The following is a 21,074-nucleotide window of genomic DNA, read 5'->3' as shown; positions in this document are numbered from 1 at the left end:
ACTCTCGCTCCACCCTTTCAACATAATCCCTGCTGAGCTCAAATCCGTCTACAGTAATCTGATCCTTTTCTTCGAGTTTAGAGATATTGTCTCTTAGCAATGTCTTTATCTTCTGGACATCTTTTCCGAACTTTGGCCCTATGATATCATATCTTGGAACGACTTCGAGTATCTTCTCATCGATGTCAGGTTTGCCAGTTTTCAATTCTAAGTTTGAAATACTCATGGATTTTGAAATATCCTCTTTTATTTCTTCGATACTCTTATCAGTATAAACAATTGCCCCTTTAACTGGGGCGTTTAATGGTATCTTCATATCTGATTTGTATCTCCTTATTGCAACGGTGATATCTTTAAGAATTTCCCCTTTTTCAAAAGCGACGTTATCATAGAACTCAAATGAAGGGTATTCTGTCAAGTGAATACTATTTATACCTTCATCACTAAAGATTTCATTGTATATCTCTTCAGTAATGTGTGGTGTGTAAGGTGAAATCAAACCAATTACATTTCTAAGTAAAGTTTTCAATGTAAATGCAGCTTCGTCCTTTTTGACATTATTATACAATCTGTATTTGACTATTTCGATGTAGTTATCCGCGACTTCATGCCAAAGAAATGTTCTTATCTCCTTTAGGATTGGGGCAAAATTATAGTCATCAAGTTCTTTTCTAGATATCTTGATTAGCTCAGATAGTTTTGATAGAATCCACTTGTCAGGTACTGTAAGAGATTCAAGATTAATATTTTTAGTATTTGAATCTGAGATATTCATTTCGATGAATCTAGAAACATTCCAGAACTTTGTTAAAAATCTGTTACCATGCTCAATTTCTTTCCACGAAAATGGGAAGTCTTCACCCTTAGAAGCAAGAAGTGCCCACTGCCTCAATGCATCGGCACAGTACTTACTAAGTGGCTCATCAGGTTCAATGACGTTTCCAAGAGATTTACTCATCTTCCTACCATCGGGACCTGCAACCATACCGTGGATTAATGTTTCGCTCCAAGGATTCTTACCTGTGATAAGATTACATCTAAATAAAGTGTAAAACAGCCAAGTTCTAATGATTTCGTAACCCTGTGGCCTTATAGTTGCCGGATATGTCTTATTGAAAAAGTTCTCATCCCTGTTATACATTGAAATTGCAAGAGGTGTTGCTGATGAATCTACCCAGCAGTCACACACGTCTATTTCACCGATGAAATTATTTGACCCGCATTTGCATTTTTCTTTTGGCACATCAAACCTGGGGTCAACTGGAAGCCATTCCTCTTTTGCAGGCATTAATTCTCCACAGTCTTTGCACTTCCAGAAAGGTATAGGTGTTCCAAATACCCTCTGTCTTGAAATGATCCAATCCCAGTCCATTGAATCGGTCCAGTCATAGAATCTATCATACATATACTCTGGATACCAAGCTATCTCTCTTCCATTTTCAATAAGGTTCTTCTTGTAATCCCTTACATTGATAAAATATTGCTCCATTGGTAAGAGCTCAATTGGTGATTTGCATGAACCTCTTTCAACATGAAGCAATACCCTGTGCTTCATTTTCTCTTCTTTTATGAGAAGGCCTAAATCATTTAATTCAGAAACTATTATTTTCCTTGCTTCTTTAACTGGAAGCCCATCATATTCCTTCCCGACCTTTAGCTTTCCATCCTCCGTTATGGAAGTAATTACATCAAGATCATACTTCTTCTGCCAGAGTATATCCTGCTCGTCTCCATAAGTACAGCAATAAACTATGCCTGTTCCAAAGGACATATCAACTTCTTCATCTGAGAGGATAGGTACCTTTCTGTCGAACAAAGGAAGGATGACATTCTTGCCCTTGAATGCTTCATATCTAGGGTCTTTTGGATTGAAGAACACTCCGACGCAAGAAGGCATTAGCTCTGGTCTTGTCGTCGCAATTTCAACGTGCTCTTTTCCACCTTCAACTGGAAGTTTGAGATAGTAAAGTTTTCCATCTTTTTCTTCATAGCCAACTTCAGCTTTTGCTAAAGCGGTCATGCATCTTGGGCACCAAAGGATGGGGTGTTTTTCTCTGAATAAATACCCCTTCTGATAAAAATCAATTAATGTTTTTTGAATAAGCTTAACATATTCAGGTTTCATTGTGAGATACATTCTCGACCAATCGGGGAAGTAACCGATATCGGTCATCTGTCTTCTCATCCTGTCAACACATTGAGCAGTCCACTCTTTACATTTTTCAATAAAGGCTTCTTTATCATCTTTAGAGATTTTAAACTCATGCTCAACCTTTAACTCTGTTGGAAGACCGTGACAATCAAAACCTTGAGGACAATAGACATTGAATCCCCTCATCCTCTTATATCTCTGAATAAAATCAATCCATGTGAAATCCATTACATGGCCCATGTGGAGTGAACCAGAAGTAAATGGTGGTGGCGTATCAAGGACATATACCTCGCCACTTTTATCTGGGTTGAATTTGAATATCTCTTTTTCAAGCCAATGATTCTGCCATTTCTTTTCAATCTGTTTACCGTCATAGTCTTTATCCAACATTATTTCACCGTCTCTTGGTAGCTAAGTTGCCCATTCATATAAATCTTTAATCCTTCATCAGCAATTAAAGTTTTGACTCCAGTGCCCTCCTGGATATAGCGCCTTTCTTCTTCAGCACCCTTAAGATGCATCCTGTAACCAATATGTGTGATTACTGCCACTTCAGGATTGACCTTCTTTACAATGTTTTTTGCGTCTTCAGTTGTAAGATGAAATGGAATTCTGTCGCCGTTTGGTCTTGTAACGTTTAGTATCATTACCCTAGACCCCATATACTGATTTTCCATGCCATCAAAATACTCAGTATCAGAAGTATACGAAATTGCTCCTGAATCTGTAAAAATTTTAAATCCAATTCCAAATGGGTCTGAATGCTTTGCCCTTGTTGCTTCAATTTTCTGTCCTTTGATCTCGATATTTTCTCCTGGAATCATAGATAAGACTCCCTTCAAATTTTTTCTGTAATAAGGAAAAATAATTGAAGCAAACTCGTCTCTCCCCTCAATGACGCTCTTGCTACCAATTACATATCCCTCTTTTTTCAACATTCCCCCTGTCATACTCTCAACCATTATGGGAACATCATTAAAATGATCTGTATGGCAGTGTGAGATTAAAAGAGCATCAATCTTTCTTGGGTCAAGCCCATTCTGAATTGATCTGAGGTGAGCACCTGGTCCCGGATCTACATGAATATTTATTCTATCTTCAATATAGAATCCACCTGTACCGCGCTTTTGGGTAATGGTCATAAATCTTCCTCCGCCACTACCCAAAAAAGTTATTTTTGCCATAATTACCTCTAAGTAACTTTTTAAGAGTTCAATTTATTAAGTTTATAAAACTAATGAGTGGTACTATGAGGGAAGCTCTAAAAGAAAGCAGATGGGGCACTTTAATCGACATTGAAGTTGTTTCAAACTCGAGTGAATTTCATATTGAATACAACGAGTGGAGCAAGAGAATAAGGCTAAAAATTACTTCCCCTGCCATAAAGGGCCAGGCCAATAAAGAGATTCAGACTTTTTTTAAGGGCATTTTAGGGGAAGTCACTATCGTAAAAGGCGAACATAATAAAAAGAAATCTATATTTGTTAATTCTAGTATAGAAGAAGTTTCTAATAAACTATCAAAAATTTTAAAATAATACAAAATTCACCATAGTAAGACTTATAAAGAATTAAATACTAGTTATCAATAGGTGAAATTGGATGTCAGAAACGAAAGTCAAACATGCTGATGAAATATTTAAGTCATTTAAAATGCAAAGTGTTTCTGAATTCTTTAAAAAGAATGCAGCAATGTTAGGATATACTGGTAAATTACGTTCATTAACAACACTTGTTCACGAAGGAGTTACAAATTCGCTTGACGCTTGTGAAGAAGCTAGACTATTTCCGGATATTTCAGTTTATATTACTGAAATCGGCCCCGAACATTACAGAGTTATAATGGAGGATAATGCTTCAGGGATACCCCTCGATTACATACCCCATGTTTTTGGAAAGATGCTTGCTGGAAGCAAGGCCCACAGAAATATTCAATCAAGAGGTCAACAAGGTATTGGTGTTTCAGGGGCGGTTATGTACTCACAAGTTAGCACTGGAAAACCAACTGAAGTTGTAACTTCTACAGGAGACAAAGTAATTAATAAGGTTAGTATCAAAATAGATGTTGAAAAAAATGCTGGAGAGATCCTATCCCGTGAAACTTTAAAGAATCCTGAGAAGTGGAGAGGTACGAGAATTAATCTTGAGGCAAAAAATCTTCAATACAATAGATCAAAATATGGCCCTTACAGTTACCTTAAGATGACTGCAATTGCAAATCCACATACAAGAATCCTTTTTGTCGAGCCAGATGGTACCAAAATTCTATTTGACAGAAATGTGAGAGAAATACCAAAACATCCAAAAGAAATGAAGCCGCATCCCCATGGAAGTTCTGCTGATGATATACTTTCCATGATTAAGAATTCAAGCGCCACTAGAGTTAGGACTTTTCTAGTTTCTGATTTCACAAGAGTATCCTCTAAAAAAGTTGAGGAGATTGAACAGCTTTCTGGCCTCGATCTTGACATAAATCCTAAGAAGGTAGACTGGGAATACGCTGAAAAGTTAGTAAATGCTATTAAACAGATAACATTCATGGCCCCGCCAACTGAGGGCCTAATACCAATTGGTGCTGATTCCGTTAGGCTTGGTCTTGAAGGTATTCTAGCGCCTGAATTTGTTCATACCGTGACTAGAAGCCCACAGACCTATCAAGGAGGTATAGCCTTTATTGTAGAAGCTGGCATAGCCTATGGAGGGGGTGCAGGCAACAATGGACTTGATATTATCCGTTATGCTAACAGGACCCCCTTAATATTCGACCAAGGCGGCTGTTGCATTACAGAAGCAGCTAAATCAATCGAGTGGAAGAGATACGGCGTAAAAGATGAGAATGCCCCACTCACAATATTTGTAAATCTTGTTTCAACTCATATACCTTATACTTCTGCAGGAAAACAGGCTATTGCTACAGAAGAGGAGATCTATAACGAGATTAGATTTGCATTGATGGATGCAGGAAGAGCTTTATCTAGATATCTTTCTGGAAAGAGACGTGCAAGTGAGAAACTAACAAAGAAAAAGACCCTATTGAGATATGTTATAGAGACATCTAATGCCCTTGGAAGCCTAGTTAAAGCAGAGGATAATTCTAAGATAATTAAAGCACTGACAGACATTGTTGAGAAAAAATATGATTTCGAAGAAGCAAATAATGGGGAAGAAGTGACAACAGTCTCTGAAGAAAACGATGTTGAAGAGGTGATTGAGAATGGCCAATAAATCTTCACAAGAAGTTCCTTCCATACTTGGTAAGTTTGGTGAGGAGATTTATGAACAGATAATGAAAGAGGAAAGCCCTTCAATAAAGATACCCCTAAGGGGAAAATCTAACGTCTTTTTTGATGATAACGAGAAAGTTATTCAACTTGGAGACAAGTTCTCTAAAAGGCATTTCTTAAACGTTGCACACACAAAGAAATTCATGCAGACCGTGCTTGTTGCCTCTTACTGTAGAAGGCTTGTTGAGGAGAATAAACATGCCGGTATCAGAGAGTTGTATTATGCCTTGAAACATACAGTTGAAGGTTCTAAAGAAAATACATTTGACGATCAGGCTGAATCTAATCCAATCATTGAAGATATAGAAACGGCACTTGACATCCTAAGAGAAGAGCTCAATCTCACAGCAGACAGAAGAGGTTATATTTACGGAGATATAGTTCTAAAAGATGGCGAAGATGAGTTCAACGCTTCAAAGCTTGGAAGAGGTGGATGGGCTGTACCCGGTACAGTTGAAGAAATTGACTTCTTAAATGTAAACGCCGAGTATATTCTTGTTATTGAGACAGCTGCAATGTGCGATAGGCTTATTGAAGAAAAATTTGCTCAGAAAAACAATGCGTTGCTAGTTGCGTGTCAAGGGCAGGCCCCAAGAGGTATCAGAAGACTGATAAACAGACTACATACAGAAAAGAATTTGCCAGTTTACGTCTTTACAGATGGAGATCCTTATGGATGGTATATCTATTCTACAATAAAGCAGGGATCAATGAATTTAGCATATCTTTCTAGAAGATTAGGAGTGCCTGATGCAAAGTTTATAGGCATGACTATGGACGATATCGAAGACTATGAACTTCAGAAAGTTACAGAAAAGCTAAAAGATATGGACAAAAAGAGAATAAACGAAATAATGGAATACGAGTGGTTTAAACACAAGGACTGGCAAGAGCAAATGAAGAAATGCCTAAAGCTTGGAGTCAGGATAGAGCAGCAGGCCCTTGCAAACAAATCTCTAGAGTTTGTCGCTAAAGAATACTTGCCTCAGAAAATAGAAAATGAGGTATTTTTACCTTAAAATAAAAAATTATTTATTTTTTCTCTGAAAGTATCTCCATTAGAAGCTTAATTGCTTCAGTTATTGCTTCACACTTATCTTTAGTTAGTCTCTGTGCTTGACCATAGTTACCTTTGTCGTAATTAGTTTGGGCCTCTTCGCATAGTTGATCTGCGTCGTCTAATAGTTTCAAGGCTTTAATGTATCGTGGGTCCTTATCAAGGCCTTTCTTTAGTATCTCAAACTTTAGATCTTCTATTATATTCTCAGGCCTACAGCAAGTATCTTCTTCGTCAACTATATTTTGAGTTGTGATTAATTTTCTAGCTTCTTGGAGTAAGTCTTCGTTATTACAAAGATCGCATCTCTTCATGTAGCTTCCAGTAATTATCCTTAAGGTCTCCCTTGGATTGCTTCCAGATTTTTTAAGAATCTCAACTTGATCATCGTCAGTAACTGGATCTCCGTTAGGGGGTTGTCCTTCTGTCAATACATAGTTGATGCTCTTGTTCTCCAATCCATTGAATTTAGCAGAGAAGATAACTAGCCTACTTTCTCCAACTTCTAAAGCCCCTATATTACTCCAAAGAATAGTTGTAGTTCCATCACTGTTCATGATAACAGAATCTGGTGGAATATTGGCACCGCCTGCATATACAAGTCCCTTTGGAAGGGTATCTTTAACATATACAGGATTTAATGGAAGTTCTCCAGTATTTGTAACCTTCAGTGTGAATTTATTTTCAAATCCTACTTTTCCATATGGCGGGTCTACCGATTTAACTATGTTTATTGCTGGCTCTTTAACACCCACAGGTGAATCATCTTTATCTGTTACATCGCCCAAACCTACTACGGTACCTATTACAGTTGCTTCGTTGATGAATGTCCCAATTCTACCTGGATCTACTCGTGCTTGGAATTTAACTAGAATAAACTGTTCAACAGGCATTTCTGGTTGGCCTATAATAGAATTTAGATTAGCCCAGGTTAAGGTTTCAGTTCCATTTGGATTTTGAACAATTGTTGGGTCACTAAATGTTCCGTTGATATCTGCAGTGCCTGTTATGTATGTCAATCCGTCCGGAAGGATATCAATCAATTGAACTGGATTTAATGGTAATGCACCAGAATTTTCAATTGTAAGGCTATAGTAAACAATCCCCCCTGGAGACGGGATATTTGCATCTGTGTTTAATGTCAATTTTGTCAAATCTGTTCCTGGTGTTGTTAGTTGAGTATCGTCACTTAGGGGCCCATAGAATCTCTCACTTGTTACATCACCAGGCATAGAAGAATACCCATTCTGGGGAACATTTGCATTATTTACAAATAATCCCCCTCTTGGTGGGACCACTGCATCGTATTCGAGTGTAACGCTGTCTCCATTTACTATGGTGTTGTAATACCACTCAATATCATTTCCTGATATAGATACTCCATTTGAATTAGGCGTAGATTGTATGGAGCCAATATCAAGTATAAGTCCATTTGGAACTTGGTCTCTTATATAAACTTCAAATGCAGGGCTAGTTCCATTGTTTGTAACAACTATTCTATAATGGATGCTCTGTCCTGGCAAGGCCTGCATAGAATCTGTTCCATTGATATCTTTAGCTATTGTTAAATTTGGCTCAACTATTTGCACGTCATCATTATCGGAGAAGTCACCGGGATTGCCATCCTGGATAAATGTTGTATTGACTGGATTAATTAATGTAACACCGTTTATATTTCCAGAGGTGTCCCTGATTTTAGTTGTTAAAGCAATCTGGACGCTATTTGGACCAGTGAATGTTCTATTTGGTAATCCTGAGGGGGTACCTAACATCCAATTAATTGACTGCCCTGCTTGGGTGTAAGGGTGGGGGATGGAAGAGTTTGTTTCATTAAATGTATGAGAGATATATTCAAGTCCTCCTGGCATTGTATCCAGTATCGAAGTATTCGTGTATACAGACCCAACACCATGGTAATTTACGGCTATATCAAATATCACTTCTTCTCCTATGGTGGCAGTTTGCTTTCTTGATGTTTTCGCTATACCTTCAAGATTTAAGATAGTTGCACTATCTGTAGCACTGCTATAAGCGCAACCCGAAGGACATCCTCCTCTAGCATAAACATCATTTCTTCCTGTACCGGCTGCATCAATCAAATTAGCAGAAATCGTAGCCGTCCATATTCCAGAAGGCCCAGGTATTGGATTAGATACCTTCCATGTAACAGTATTGTCAACAATTAAAGGTACTTCCCCATTAGATCCCGTTCCTGCTACAATTGTAGAAGGATTCCAATTTGTATCTAAAATATCGGTGACTGTGACATTATTCGCATTGGTATTTCCTGTATTTCTAAGAGTTATAGTCCAGTTTGCCTGGCCATTAATTGCTACAACCTGCACTTCAGGAGATTTCTCTATAATTAAGTTTGGTTTAAGTGGGGTAACACTAGAGCTAGTTGAATTTAGGACTAGATTGTTCCCGCAACGGTCTTGATAATCAACTTTAATTATATTGTTCCCCGGAGTAACTGTTCCACAGCTTGAATCGTCATTTTTAACTCTAAATTGAAGGACTGTATTTGTTGAACTTGCAAGCATATTTCCTAATGACCATACAGGTTGAGAAGGATTAGACGGTGGATTTGGGATTGGATCTGGCCCAGTAATCATAGAGTCGAACACAAAACCTGGGGGGAGTGTAGATGTTAAAAGTACATTGTAAGCTGTTGGATAACCAGAATTATTTCTTATGTTAATTGTAATAATACCTTCACAAGTGGTGAATGTGCCGATAGTTTGTGATAAAGTAAAATTCGGTCTTGTTCTTAAAGCACGACCTGTAGATGCAGTGTAATCGGGAGAAGGGATTCTACAGCCATTATCACATCCATATCTAACATAAGCAATATTGTTTATGGGGTTAGTACATTCGCCTGAATCTACAGTTCCCCAAACGTAATAAGTAGCAGTGTTACTTCCAGAAACATTTGTCAAAGTACCGTGTATCCATGGACTTCCTGAGGTTCCAGGACTCGGATATATTGTAACAGCAGGGTATGGACTTGTACTTATACCTCCAAATGTCATGTTAGATGGTAAAGCATCATAAAATTCTACATTAGTTGCAGGGGCGTTGCCACTATTTGTAATAACAATCCTCCATTCAACAATGTCACCAGGTTCTGCTGCTACATTATTGGCATATGACGATCCAGTGGTATAATTTCTTCCTTGTTTTTGTATTGATAAAGTAGGGGTTACTCTAGTTATCTGTGAATTGGCTTGTGGGGATATTTTTGAATCATTGCATGGAGTCAAGTAACTAGCTTGAGAAGTAAAAGTACCAGATGAAGGCATATTACAGCTTGAACGAATTCTGAATGTAATTGTTACTTCAGCTGAAGGTGCTATGGCACCTAATGCAGGTATTTGGGCTTTGGTCCATCTAAGTGGATTAACGCCAGTATTCTCAGGATCTGGGCTTGATCCAGTTACATATGATATTCCAGTTGGTAGTGTCGCTGTAACATTGACATCATAAACATAAGTTAATCCAGTATTTTTTACTTTGACAGTTGCAGTTTGTTCATCGCACATATTTATCGATTGAGGAATTTCATTAGTTGTGATAGCGTTACTATTTGGTATTCTAACTGAAGCCGCATCGGTCTTTATATCTTGACAATTGAATCCTAAACAGCCAGCGCTTGTTGATGCATTATTTGTTAGATTTGTGCATGAATTAATATTAGCAGTAAATATTATCTCAGTTTTATCACCGGCATTTATTTTAGGGATAATCCATGTTGCGCCGTTAATTGGATTGCCATTTCTATCTTGATTGATATAAAGTTGAGAATATGTTCCGATAGATGAGTTATATGAAAGCCCTGGGCCTATAACATCTTCTAGCCAAACATTGTAACTTGCCCCGCTTCCAGCGTTTGTCAAACATAGTTTCCATTGAGCTTTATCTGTAGTAGCCCATAATAATTCTGGAACTTTCATTAGACATACGTTGCCAGATAGTATTAATCTAGGAGAAGAAGATGTATTATCATTACATATATTTCCAGAAACGTCATTATTACATCTATCATGCCATACTACATTTGCATTCATCTGCCCATTTGAATCACAGGTCTTAGTAACATTAAGATCAATACTTGCCGAATTATTATTAACAAAGAAATCCCCATATTTCCACCCATAACCTGCTGGACCAGGTATCTCTATAGGTGTAACGCCATTAAATGTGATACTATTAATATGATAATTATTTGTTGGGAAAGAAACGTTGACATCATAGGCGCCACCGACTGAGTCTCTATTAATGTTCAGCCTCACGATATATGTACCACACCTATCAATTATAGTAGGAAGTCCAGTTATTTCAACGTTCATTGAGGCCCCATTCACTGTTACAAAAACTCCCTCTCTTATTTGCCGTGATCCATAACAATTGCCACTAGTATCCTTTCCTGTATCTAATATTGACCAATCAAAAAATGCATAATTACTGCTACAGAGGGGTTGTGATGAATTTTGATTTGATAGATTATACTCAACGGTAATTCTTCTGTTTCTAACATTTGTTGTAGTTGCATCTAAGCCACCACAAGAAGTTGATATGAGAGCCTGTAGATTAGTATCTGAGAAATTGACGTCTAGATATGTTGAGGACGGTGGAGTATAGGTAACACTGCAGGTGTCAATTGTAATAATTACGGGACTAACAAGAACTTGATTGTTTGCCAATTCTTCTCTAAATTTAAGGTTCCCTATGTATACATCGTCCCAAAATCCATCATCGGGGAAATTATAGGTATTTGTATATTCTATTGGTGTGCATTTTTCATAGTTATAGTTTGAGGAAATTGTTTTGTTTGAAGTCATACTTTCTGAACATTCAAGAATTGTACTCTGAGAAGATGATTCAGTTTTGGAACAGCCACAACAATCAGTCATTGAAGCATTTACAGTGTTAGTTATTGTAGTATAGCAGTATTGGCATTGAGTGTAAGTAGGGGATTGTATTGTTATAGAAGTATTTAATCCAGTTGCAGGATCCACATTCCAGGTAATAGTATTACCAACTACCGTTCCTCCCCCATTGTTTACTATGGAAAATCCCTCTGGTATTGTATCAACAACTAAAATGTTTGAAGCACTCCCTGTTCCACAAGTTAAGGGCCCAGAGTATGATGCAACAATATTATAGGTTATACTATCCCCCAAATAAATGGATCCTGGGGCCCCTGTTTTTGATACAGATAAGGAAGGAACACCTTGAACAGAGTAACTTCCCATCTTTACTGGTGGAAGGAATTCTTGGTCACAGTATAAGTACTCTGGCTCAAATATCACCGTTCCAGAAGGTAAAGAATCACTGCACCAACCACTAACTGGGACTAGATCAAATGTTAGATTAGTAGTTCCATTCGGAATATCTCCAAGAATAAAATACTTTCCAGTCGGATTGTAAGATGCTCCAGAGGGCGAAGTAATATTTGCAACAGTCAAACTGCCAAAATCTGCAGAAATATTAAAATCATAAGCTTTTCCACCAGTATTTGTAATCGGTATTGTAAAAGTGTTCCCAGTTCCACAGTAAGTTAAATTAAAAGAGGGGACGGTATAATCAATTTTAGGTGGATTTGGCTGAAATGCTATACTCGCTATAGTTTCCTGAGTTTCACATCCACTGCCACAGCCCCATTTAACTCTAGCTGTGTCATAAAGCCCAGTACAACCAATTACTTTTGCACTAATTTGGATTTGCACTTCATCGTTTGGATCCATATGAGAAAGGGCTGCTATTTCAGAAGAAGACCATTCAATTGTTCCAGGTGATTTAACAACTCCTAAGGGGGAAGAAGATAAATATTCTAATCCCGGTTGAAGTATATCAGTAATGTTTACATCTTCTATTGGTCCAAAGCCAGTGCTTTTTACAGAAATTATCCAAGAAACTGTCTCTTCTAGAGTGGCATTCTGTGTAGAGGGAGTTTTTTCTATAGTAACAGCACCTTGATAAACTGTGATTGGCTTTGTAAAAGATAGTGTAGTGGAGGTATTGTTATAATCATAACCACCATTAACAGAAATGTTACCAACTTCGGCATTACACAAAGTGTTAAGGCTAATCTTTATTTTATCGGTAACTCCAGGACCCAATGAAGAAATATTGTAAGTTAAAGGGTCCATAGTGCTAAATCCAGTCGGCAAAGATACCGTATAATTAATATTACTAGCAGTTAGAGTACTTGAAGTATTTCTTAAAGTAACATTATACTCATAGGGATAGCATACATAAACGGATGAATTTCCGTCTATAGTTACATCTATTATCTGCCCAGACACAGATATTAAAGAAAAACTTAATATAGATACTAATAAAATAAGTATAAACGATGGTTTATTCATGTAAAATAAATTAAATTATAGATTATAAGTCTATCGTTTTTTAGCCATAAGAATATTTATCTATTGCCGATTATTTATTATCATTATATACTTAAATTTAGGATCTAATAATTAAAATAAAAAAATATTAAAGTCCCTTGAATGCTTTGTCGATTAGTTTTTTCTCGGGTGGTTTTGTCAATAGACTTACAATTATCATAAGTGCAACTGATATTGGTATTGCAATGAAAAATGGGTCAAGCTGTGTCAAAGAAGCTTTTGCATTTAGTAATACTGGTTTACCAAATATCCATTGGCACACTCTCAAAGGCTCTGATTCAGATGCCTTAAAGAATAGTGTCCATATCAGCCAGGATAAAAATCCTCCGGACATTGAAGCTATTGCACCGATTCTTGTAGCCCTTCTCCAAAACAAAGCTCCTGTGTAAGCGGGCAAAAATACCGCACTGCACATACCCATGAATATTGTTGTACCTCTAGCAATTACTGCCGGCGGAAGTACGTAACCCAATGCAAGTGACACTAAGACAGTTGCACCAATGCCTATTTTTGTCACATTTACAGCGTTAATCTTGTCTGATGACTTTCTTATCCATACATGATAGAAGTCATGCCCAAATGAAGTACCCATAGCGTGGAACTGTCCGGAAATAGTGGACATTGCTGCGGAGATTAGAGTAATCATGAATAGTATAACAAACCAACTTGGGAACCTGTAATTGACATATTCAGGTATCGCAGAATCGGTCCAGTAAACATACTCTGAAGGCCTTCCAACAAGTTTACCACTTTCATCGTATTTGAAGTACAAATCCCGGATCTGTTGATTTGTTAGTCCTGGTTTATATTCAGCTTTAATTACTTCCACACCCTCTTTTTCAAAGTATGCATTAGTAAGCGATCCGACTGTAAAAGCAACACCTGTCATCAAAAGGATGAAAACTCCTCCTATCCCCACAGCTTTAGTAAGATCACGTTTATTTTTTGCAGTCATACAACGGACGGCAAGCTGGGGTTGTGCGAGTACCCCTACACCCACTCCGAATATTAGGCCCATAAGAACAGACCAGAATATACCTTGTGTGTCATTTAGTCCACTGGCGTCTGCGGGAGTATTTCCCAAACTCATAGTAGGAAAAGAAGTAAATCCTTGATGGCCAAATACACTAAGAGGCGCCCCTTTATTGGTCAGCAATGCATAAGAATCTGTAAATTGAAAATTTTCAAGTGACTGGTGGGCCACTGTTACGCCCCCAAATGCAGCATAAGTACCCACTAAAAGCAATATCATTCCAATTGCCATTATTGTCCCTTGCAATGCATCGGTGTATAAGACTGCTAGTAATCCCCCAAATAAGACATAACCTGCAACTATCCCCGTCATTACAATCAAGGCAAGATTAAAATTCAGATTAAATGTTGATTCTATCATTCTTGCCGCTCCAATTATGACGACAGAAGCATACAAAGGCATGAATATAGTGATGAGGAGACCAAAGGAACCTTGTAAAGTCTTGGAATTGAATCTCTTACCAACAATTTCAGGGAATGTGAGTGCACCTAAATTTTGTCCAACGTGCCTTGCTCTGTTGCCCCAAACTACGAATGCTAAGAATATTCCAACGAAGATATTCATGACTGTAAGCCATAATATTCCCATTCCAAACATGGAGGCGGATCCTCCGAATCCCACAATTGCAGATGTACTAATAAAAGTAGCACCGTAGGATATAGCAATAATGTATGGGTGGACATTCCTTCCAGCCAACATATAATCTTCCTTGTTTTTTGTTTCCTTCCATCCTTTGTGGGCTAGAAAACCAGTAACAGTAAGATAACAGAATATTACAATAATTGATATAGCTGTATTTTCCATAATATCACTCTTTATTCTCCTTCAATTTGAATACAGACCACCCTACGCATAGTAGAGTAGACAAAATGGTCAACAGATATGCGGACCACACCCATGGATCAGAAATTCCGAACATTTTAAACCACGAATAGAATAACAGGACGATATTTATAAATATTTCGCTTGTAATACGAATTTTTAAATAAAATTATAATATAACTATTATAATAAAAATTTATTAATTGAATTAATTAATTATATGGTAAAATAAATATTATTTCAAATATCGGCATACAATATCTTTAAATATTGTATAATCCTCTATTTTTATATTAACACATTAAAATTAAGATGGGATTTTGATGGAACTTTGGAATTTTATTCTTAACAGCCAGAAGCGAATGGATATACTGGATGAATTGTCCCTTACTAATCCTCAAAAAAGTCTTGATATTGCAAAGAAGCTAGAAATGAGATGGCAGGATGTTTCTACCCAGTTAAATCTCTTTGTTGAAAAAAAGCTTGCCGCCAAGGATGGAACCCAGTTTTATTTATCCAAACAGGGGCAAATTTACAAATCACAGATCAAAAATCTCCAAGACCTAGAAAACAATGTCGAGAAATATTCCGATTTTATTGAAAAACACAATATAGAAAAGATCCCAAACTGTTTTGTTAGAGATTTCTTGAGCTGGGAAAAAAATAAATTGAGTCATCTTACATCCCTTGATGTCTTCCCATTCATCTCAAAAAATGTAAAGGGTTCTAAAACTGAGCACCTGGGAGTATTCTCTAGGATTTCAAAGGACATCCAAGATATATTTTCAGGAATGGGTGATGGCGTAAACCTCAGGATAATATATCCAATAGAAGAAATAGACAAACTGAATAAAAATGACTATCTCTTGGATAATCAAAAATATGAAGTGAGATTTGTAGAGAGAAAGGATATGTACTGCGTTATGCAGGTGTGCGATAGGAATTTTTCTTGGATAGGATTTGAAGATCATAAAAATGAATTTGATTATCTTAACATAATAGAAGGGAATGATATTAGATTTTTAGACTGGTCGATATCAAACTTTGAATTCCTATGGAAGAATTCTAAAAAACTTTAGGGATATAATGGATTTTCCGGATAGATTAACAAAGGCGTTTGGAGTAACTGAAAAACATTTTGATTCTATAAATATCGAAAGGGCAATTTTTTTATCTTACCACTGTGATCTAAAAGACTGCAAATTCTGCTATATGTCTACTATTAAATCTAGCCCAAAAAAAGGATTGAGGAGTATTGAATCACTTTTTGCCGAAGCTTTTCTTGTAAAAATGGCAAATTGGAAGGTGGAGTTTTTATCTTCAGGTTATGGCGTTTATGATACCAAAAAAATAGCAGATATAGTCAAAGGGATTGCGTGTATAACAGGTGATCCAGTATGGCTAAATACTGGAATACTTGAAAGAGATGATCTATCTGTTTTCGAAAATGAATTGAAAGGTGTTACTGCGTCTATAGAAACTTTTACTGAAGAGCTCTTTCAAAAACTGTGTCCTTCAAAAAACTGGGATAAGCTCATGAATTTCTTAGATGTTGCAACTGAGCTTGGATACAAGAAAGGCGTTACAATAATACTAGGCATTGGTGAGAAGAGGGAAGATCTTGAAAATCTTTTTGAGATAATCAAAAATTATAAAATAGATAGAGTGACATTTTATTCCTTAAATCCCCATAAAGGTACTATTTTTGAAGATTCAGTGCCCCCGACTTCTTTATATTATCTTGATGTTGTATCAGAAACAAGATTAATGTTCCCAAAACTAGAAATCGTTACCGGTATTTGGTCAGATAGAATAAATCTAGTAGGACCTCTATTATTGGCAGGTTCAAACGGGATAACAAAGTTTTCATGGAAAAAGTTTTACGGATCAAAACTTGGAAAATCTCTCACTTCAGAGATACAAGAATTTGAAAAGATTTCAAAAAGAAGATTTAAAGGGAGCATGACAGATATATCGCTGCTACAGAATAAATTGAAATTCCCCAAAGATCCCATATATAAAAATGAAGCTGTTGAGAAAGAGATAATTGAGAGATCAGACCTAATAAAAGAAAGGATAGAATCCTATATTTCTGAGATCAGTCTACTTAAATGAGTCAAAAAATTCCTTCAAGTCTTTCTTTGTAGAATCAGGCAAATAATGCCACCTAACATCTTGAATAGCCCCTTCTAACGCTTGAAGCATACTAAAACATGCAGTGTTATCAATAGCTTTTATTCTAATAAATGCCTCCTTACTCCCTAATTCAATAAGTTTTTCGGGGGTGTCAATTCCAACAGATATGAGTTTCTTACTCGCTTCTTTGCCTATATTTGGCATTTCAGTTAACTCCATAATTAATCACTTTTCAGCTTTTTGTTTTCTTCGAAATATTTTCTTTCCTCTATCAAGTCCAAAATTAACCTATCAAAGTTCCAGTTTATATTATGCTCTGTTAGAACACAAAATAAAGGTTTTGCTATATTAATATCAGAAAAATTATATAGTAGATACCTTATTTCCTCGTCCAAAAAATCCAGAAACATCAAAACTTTATCCTGTTTATCCTCAAAGAAAACATTTTCGTTACTTTCAATTATATCTGCTATTTTGATATTTTCTTTTCCAGAAGCAGAACTTATTTCTAGGCTAATGTCAAGTTTATTATCAAAGAAGGTCTTTAGCTTGTTAACATCCTCTTCAGAATACCCATAAACAACAATGTGCTTTTGTTTTTTCATCGAAAGGAATAATATTTTTATCCTTATAACTTCTTTGTAAAGATTTTTGGATTATACATGCTTGAAATAGAGATCCTTTTTTATGAAAGGTATGATTGCAAGTTCAAGGGCAGAGATGTAAAGATTTTTTCTCTCAACGACTCCGTCTGTTAAAAATCCAACAGCGCCACCTTTTCTTTTTATTTGAGGATCTCCTGTTACCTCGGCCATTAAGTCTCCAAGTTCAACTCCATCGAGAACTTGTTCCATAGCGTCACTCCACAGTTCGAACATAGGAGAAACACCAAATCCAATATTGCCCTTAGTATCCATTATACACACTACACCAATGCCAAACCACTTTGAATAAATATTAATGACGCCCCCTTCAATGCCCACAAAAAAAGACGCGCCAATTTTTGCCGTGTCATTTAATTTTCTTAAGACTTTGACACGGTGCTCTGCACCTTCAAAAGTTTCTTCATCTATAGGCTGGTCGGACACTGAACTAGGAACTTCTACTCCTTCCACTTCAAGATCTTTAAAATAAGAAGAAAATGCTTCCTTTGCAGCATCTATCTTCACAGGATTTTTAGAGCCGACTAGAATCTTCATTAAAAAGGTTATATTGAATTTACTTATATATTTTCTGGAAAACACAGGATTATTCTCACGAAACCTTTAAAAACTCTTTAGGACTCATTTGTCTATCCTATGGAATGTGGATTCAAGCGAAATGCTTGCCGAACCATAAGGAGGGATTTATTTGGGATATTACAAATATATGGAAGAGGCTTGGAAAAAGCCCAAAGAAGGTTATACACGAGAACTTTGGACAGAAAGATTAATCCAGTGGAGAAAGGAACCTACAACACTAAAGATTGAAAGGCCAACAAGAATAGACCGAGCGAGAAAACTTGGTTACAAGGCTAAAAAGGGATTTATTGTTGCAAGAACTAGAGTCTTAAGGGGTGGAAGAAAGAGACCAACAATAAAAGGTGGTAGAAGACCTGCAACAAAAGGTATCTTGAGATATTCACCAAAAAAGAGTCTTAAATGGATTGCAGAAGAGCGTGTTCAAAGGAAGTTTCCAAATCTTGAAGTCTTAAACTCATACTGGGTTGGCGAAGATGGACAGCGTGTCTTTTATGAAGTCATTCTAGTTGATCCTTTTGCACCAGAAATATTCGCAGACCCAAGAATTAACTGGATATGCGAAAGGCAGCACAAGAGAAGAGTATTCAGAGGTTTGACCTCAGCCGGCAAGAGATCGAGAGGACTTAGACACAAAGGAAAAGGTGCTGAGAAATTAAGACCTTCACTTAAAGCCCGAGGAAACAGAGGTAAGTAAGGTTGAATCCGTTTGGTATCGCATGGATACAAATAGAAACATTTTCGCACGCAACTGAAGATATAGAGAAAGTAAAATCTTTACTTTCCAAATTTTTTTCTTTTGACATTTCTTTTAGTGAAAAAAGGACTTACGGCCATTTTGGCAATGAAATCACAATAATTAATGTTGAGCTTTCTAAGAATAAAGAGATAAAGGATTTTGTTTCAAATTTTTTAACAATAGTTGACAAAGGATACATCCTTGAAACTCTTGAAAAAAGGCTTGATGAAGACGGGATATTGTTCGTCCGAATGAGCAAGGAAAGAGTATTTAACGATGATTTCACTATTGATGATAACGGTGACATACTAATATCAATGAAGTTTGTCACATATCCAAAAAGTAGGGAAAAGGTTATCGAGAATGGGAAGCTACTATTCGGCAATTGATCTTAGAGGTTATCCTTCATCTTATTTTTCAAAAACAGCATTAGTTAAACATGTCAATGCAGAAAATTACAAGGTCGTTTTAGATAGCTTTGACAAAAATAAAAAAGAGGGCATTCTTTTTGGAATTGAAATTGACGATGAATCCAGAAACGCTAAGAAAATTATTAGAAGAGCAGAAGATATAGACGTTATAATCTTCAAAGGCAGGGATTCAAAAGAAAATAGAGAGGCACTCAAAATCAAAGAAATTACTTTTATTTCTAATCCTGACAATCTTGACAAAGTCTGTTTTGATCTGGCCAGGGAAAATACAATTGGTTTTGAATTAAACGTCCAAGATATTGTTATCACCCAGAGATACAGAAGGACAAAGATTCTAGAGACTAATAGAGAGTTGCTTAAGGCTTATAAAAAGTTTTTATTTCCAATAGTTTTAACTTCTGGTGCTAGAGAAGCAAACGAGATCAAAACTCCTTTGGCCCTTGTATCCTTTGGATGTACACTAGGCATGGATATAAGGGAAGCGAAAGGTGCGATTACAACTGTTCCCGAGATGCTAATTAATAAAAAATAAATTAATACTTGATTGTGAAGAAGTCATTGTTTGTTCCATTAAAGACATAACCTGTGACTATTATTTTATTGTTTTGATCAATTGCCACATCAAGCGAATAGCCATCTTTTCCACCGTTATACGACTTCTCCCATAAAATATTGCCCCGTGGATCATACTTAATTGTATAAAAATTCTTTTTTTGATCCTTTGTAATATACCCTGTTACTATTATGTTGCCTGTCGAATCAGTTGCTAGACCCAATGCATAGTCATCATTGCCGGTGTCATAAGTTTTTGTCCATATGATGTTTCCATTTGGATCATATTTTACCATTAAGAAATCCACATTATTGCCATTTAGAGTTTCTCCTGCAACAATTATGTTATCATTTGAATCTGTTGCCACTCCATAGGGCTTGTCAGTATTTCCCCCATCGTATGTTTTCTTCCATAAAAATTTTCCGTCACGATCATATTTTATAGTACAGAAATCATAACCTGAGCCGCTGGAGGAATATCCGGTAACAATTACGTTGTCATTTGAGTCAGTCGCAACATCAAATGCATGCTCCTTATTCCCGCCGTCATATGATTTCTCCCATATAATGTTGCCATCTGTATCATATTTTATTGTATAAAAATTAACATCAATTCCTGGATATGCCTCTCCCGTAACGATAATATTATCTTTAGAATCAGTTGCTAGGCCTTGTGCATTTTCATTGTTCCCAGCATCATGAGATCTAGTCCAAATTATATTACCATTTATGTCATACTTTATTGTGAAGTAATCATTATTTACTCCGTTATTCACAAAACCAGTAACTATGACATTATTGCCAGAATCAGTGACAGCTGCTAATGAATAGTCATTGTTGCCTCCATCGTATAATTTTTCCCATAAAACGTTGCCATTGGGATTGTATTTAATTGTGTAAATGTCATTGTCATTGCCATTTGATACATACCCTGTTACTATGGTATTGTTACTTGTGTCGGCGGCAACACCTAAAGCAAAATCATCTTTGCCACTATCGTAAGTTTTTGACCAGATATACTTTTCATCTGACGAACATCCACTAAAAACAGATACTATAAAAATCACAATTATTAATAATAAGATCATTTTTCTCATTTTAATCACCTTGAAGAATAATTCTAAACAAAACAAATCTAACCAATATATAAATATATGGAAATTAAAGGCTGTGGGACATATTTATTTTAAGCACTAGTCTTTTACAATGATCACATAGGCT

General features: G+C 36.4%; 15 protein-coding genes and 1 pseudogene. 8 read left to right on the top strand and 8 right to left on the bottom strand.

Going from position 1 to position 21,074, the window contains the following annotated elements; genetic code table 11:
* Positions 1–2,542 (bottom strand): valine--tRNA ligase (locus PLI06_09595; GenBank protein HOI77846.1); only part of this gene is annotated, 2,542 nt, incomplete at its 3' end.
* A complete protein-coding gene (locus PLI06_09590; GenBank protein HOI77845.1) occupies positions 2,542–3,336 on the bottom strand; it encodes an MBL fold metallo-hydrolase in 795 nt (264 codons plus the stop codon). The genes PLI06_09595 and PLI06_09590, both read right to left, overlap by 1 nt.
* Positions 3,337–3,401: 65 nt before the next feature.
* Here PLI06_09590 and PLI06_09585 point away from each other — a divergent pair, with 65 nt between their 5' ends.
* The 3 genes and pseudogenes from PLI06_09585 to PLI06_09575 all read left to right on the top strand — a co-directional run bounded on the left by PLI06_09585 (position 3,402) and on the right by PLI06_09575 (position 6,454).
* The gene (locus PLI06_09585) at positions 3,402–3,689 is read left to right on the top strand and encodes a DUF167 family protein (protein ID HOI77844.1); all 288 of its coding nucleotides are present in this window, start codon (positions 3,402–3,404) and stop codon (positions 3,687–3,689) included.
* A gap of 64 nt (positions 3,690–3,753) precedes the next feature.
* Positions 3,754–5,376 carry a DNA topoisomerase VI subunit B gene (top6B, locus tag PLI06_09580; GenBank protein ID HOI77843.1) on the top strand — a complete coding sequence of 541 codons (1,623 nt, stop codon included), beginning with the start codon at positions 3,754–3,756 and terminating at the stop codon, positions 5,374–5,376.
* Positions 5,377–5,419: 43 nt separating this feature from the next.
* Positions 5,420–6,454: pseudogene (locus PLI06_09575) on the top strand (DNA topoisomerase IV subunit A).
* Between the two features lie 13 nt (positions 6,455–6,467).
* Here the strand turns inward: PLI06_09575 and PLI06_09570 are convergent.
* Both PLI06_09570 and PLI06_09565 read right to left on the bottom strand, forming a co-directional pair.
* Complete coding sequence (locus PLI06_09570; GenBank protein ID HOI77842.1) at positions 6,468–12,863, bottom strand: hypothetical protein; 6,396 nt, start codon at positions 12,861–12,863, stop codon at positions 6,468–6,470.
* Positions 12,864–12,990: 127 nt separating this feature from the next.
* Positions 12,991–14,739 (bottom strand): sodium:solute symporter family protein, encoded by a 1,749-nt coding sequence (locus PLI06_09565; protein HOI77841.1) that lies wholly within the window; start codon positions 14,737–14,739, stop codon positions 12,991–12,993.
* 341 nt (positions 14,740–15,080) lie between these two features.
* Here PLI06_09565 and PLI06_09560 point away from each other — a divergent pair, with 341 nt between their 5' ends.
* A complete protein-coding gene (locus PLI06_09560; protein ID HOI77840.1) occupies positions 15,081–15,836 on the top strand; it encodes a hypothetical protein in 756 nt (251 codons plus the stop codon).
* 7 nt (positions 15,837–15,843) lie between these two features.
* Positions 15,844–16,872, top strand: a complete 1,029-nt coding sequence (locus PLI06_09555; GenBank protein ID HOI77839.1) for a radical SAM protein — start codon at positions 15,844–15,846, stop codon at positions 16,870–16,872.
* Here PLI06_09555 and PLI06_09550 read toward each other — a convergent pair.
* The 3 genes from PLI06_09550 to yjjX are packed head-to-tail and all read right to left on the bottom strand — an operon-like array spanning position 16,861 to position 18,092.
* Entirely contained in the window at positions 16,861–17,115 is a 255-nt protein-coding gene (locus PLI06_09550; GenBank protein ID HOI77838.1) for a TfoX/Sxy family protein, read from the bottom strand. The two genes, PLI06_09555 and PLI06_09550, sit on opposite strands and share 12 nt — an antisense overlap.
* Entirely contained in the window at positions 17,115–17,498 is a 384-nt protein-coding gene (locus PLI06_09545) for a DUF3783 domain-containing protein (GenBank protein HOI77837.1), read from the bottom strand. Before PLI06_09545 ends, PLI06_09550 begins: the two co-directional genes overlap by 1 nt.
* Positions 17,499–17,549: 51 nt before the next feature.
* The gene (gene yjjX / locus PLI06_09540; protein HOI77836.1) at positions 17,550–18,092 is read right to left on the bottom strand and encodes an inosine/xanthosine triphosphatase; all 543 of its coding nucleotides are present in this window, start codon (positions 18,090–18,092) and stop codon (positions 17,550–17,552) included.
* A gap of 151 nt (positions 18,093–18,243) precedes the next feature.
* Between yjjX and PLI06_09535 the strand changes: the two genes are divergently transcribed.
* Genes PLI06_09535 through PLI06_09525 form a run of 3 tightly spaced genes read left to right on the top strand, consistent with a single transcriptional unit; the run spans position 18,244 to position 19,833 of the window.
* Positions 18,244–18,828 (top strand): 50S ribosomal protein L15e, encoded by a 585-nt coding sequence (locus PLI06_09535; GenBank protein HOI77835.1) that lies wholly within the window; start codon positions 18,244–18,246, stop codon positions 18,826–18,828.
* A gap of 2 nt (positions 18,829–18,830) precedes the next feature.
* Positions 18,831–19,259 (top strand): RNA-binding domain-containing protein, encoded by a 429-nt coding sequence (locus PLI06_09530; protein HOI77834.1) that lies wholly within the window; start codon positions 18,831–18,833, stop codon positions 19,257–19,259.
* Positions 19,234–19,833, top strand: a complete 600-nt coding sequence (locus PLI06_09525) for an RNase P subunit p30 family protein (protein HOI77833.1) — start codon at positions 19,234–19,236, stop codon at positions 19,831–19,833. Before PLI06_09530 ends, PLI06_09525 begins: the two co-directional genes overlap by 26 nt.
* A gap of 1 nt (position 19,834) precedes the next feature.
* Here PLI06_09525 and PLI06_09520 read toward each other — a convergent pair whose 3' ends face one another.
* Complete coding sequence (locus PLI06_09520) at positions 19,835–20,950, bottom strand: hypothetical protein (GenBank protein HOI77832.1); 1,116 nt, start codon at positions 20,948–20,950, stop codon at positions 19,835–19,837.
* Between the last annotated feature and the right edge of the window lie 124 nt (positions 20,951–21,074).

The sequence above is a fragment of the Methanofastidiosum sp. genome (assembly GCA_035362715.1).
Taxonomy (GTDB): domain Archaea; phylum Methanobacteriota_B; class Thermococci; order Methanofastidiosales; family Methanofastidiosaceae; genus Methanofastidiosum.
This window is presented reverse-complemented; position numbering and strand designations above follow the sequence as displayed.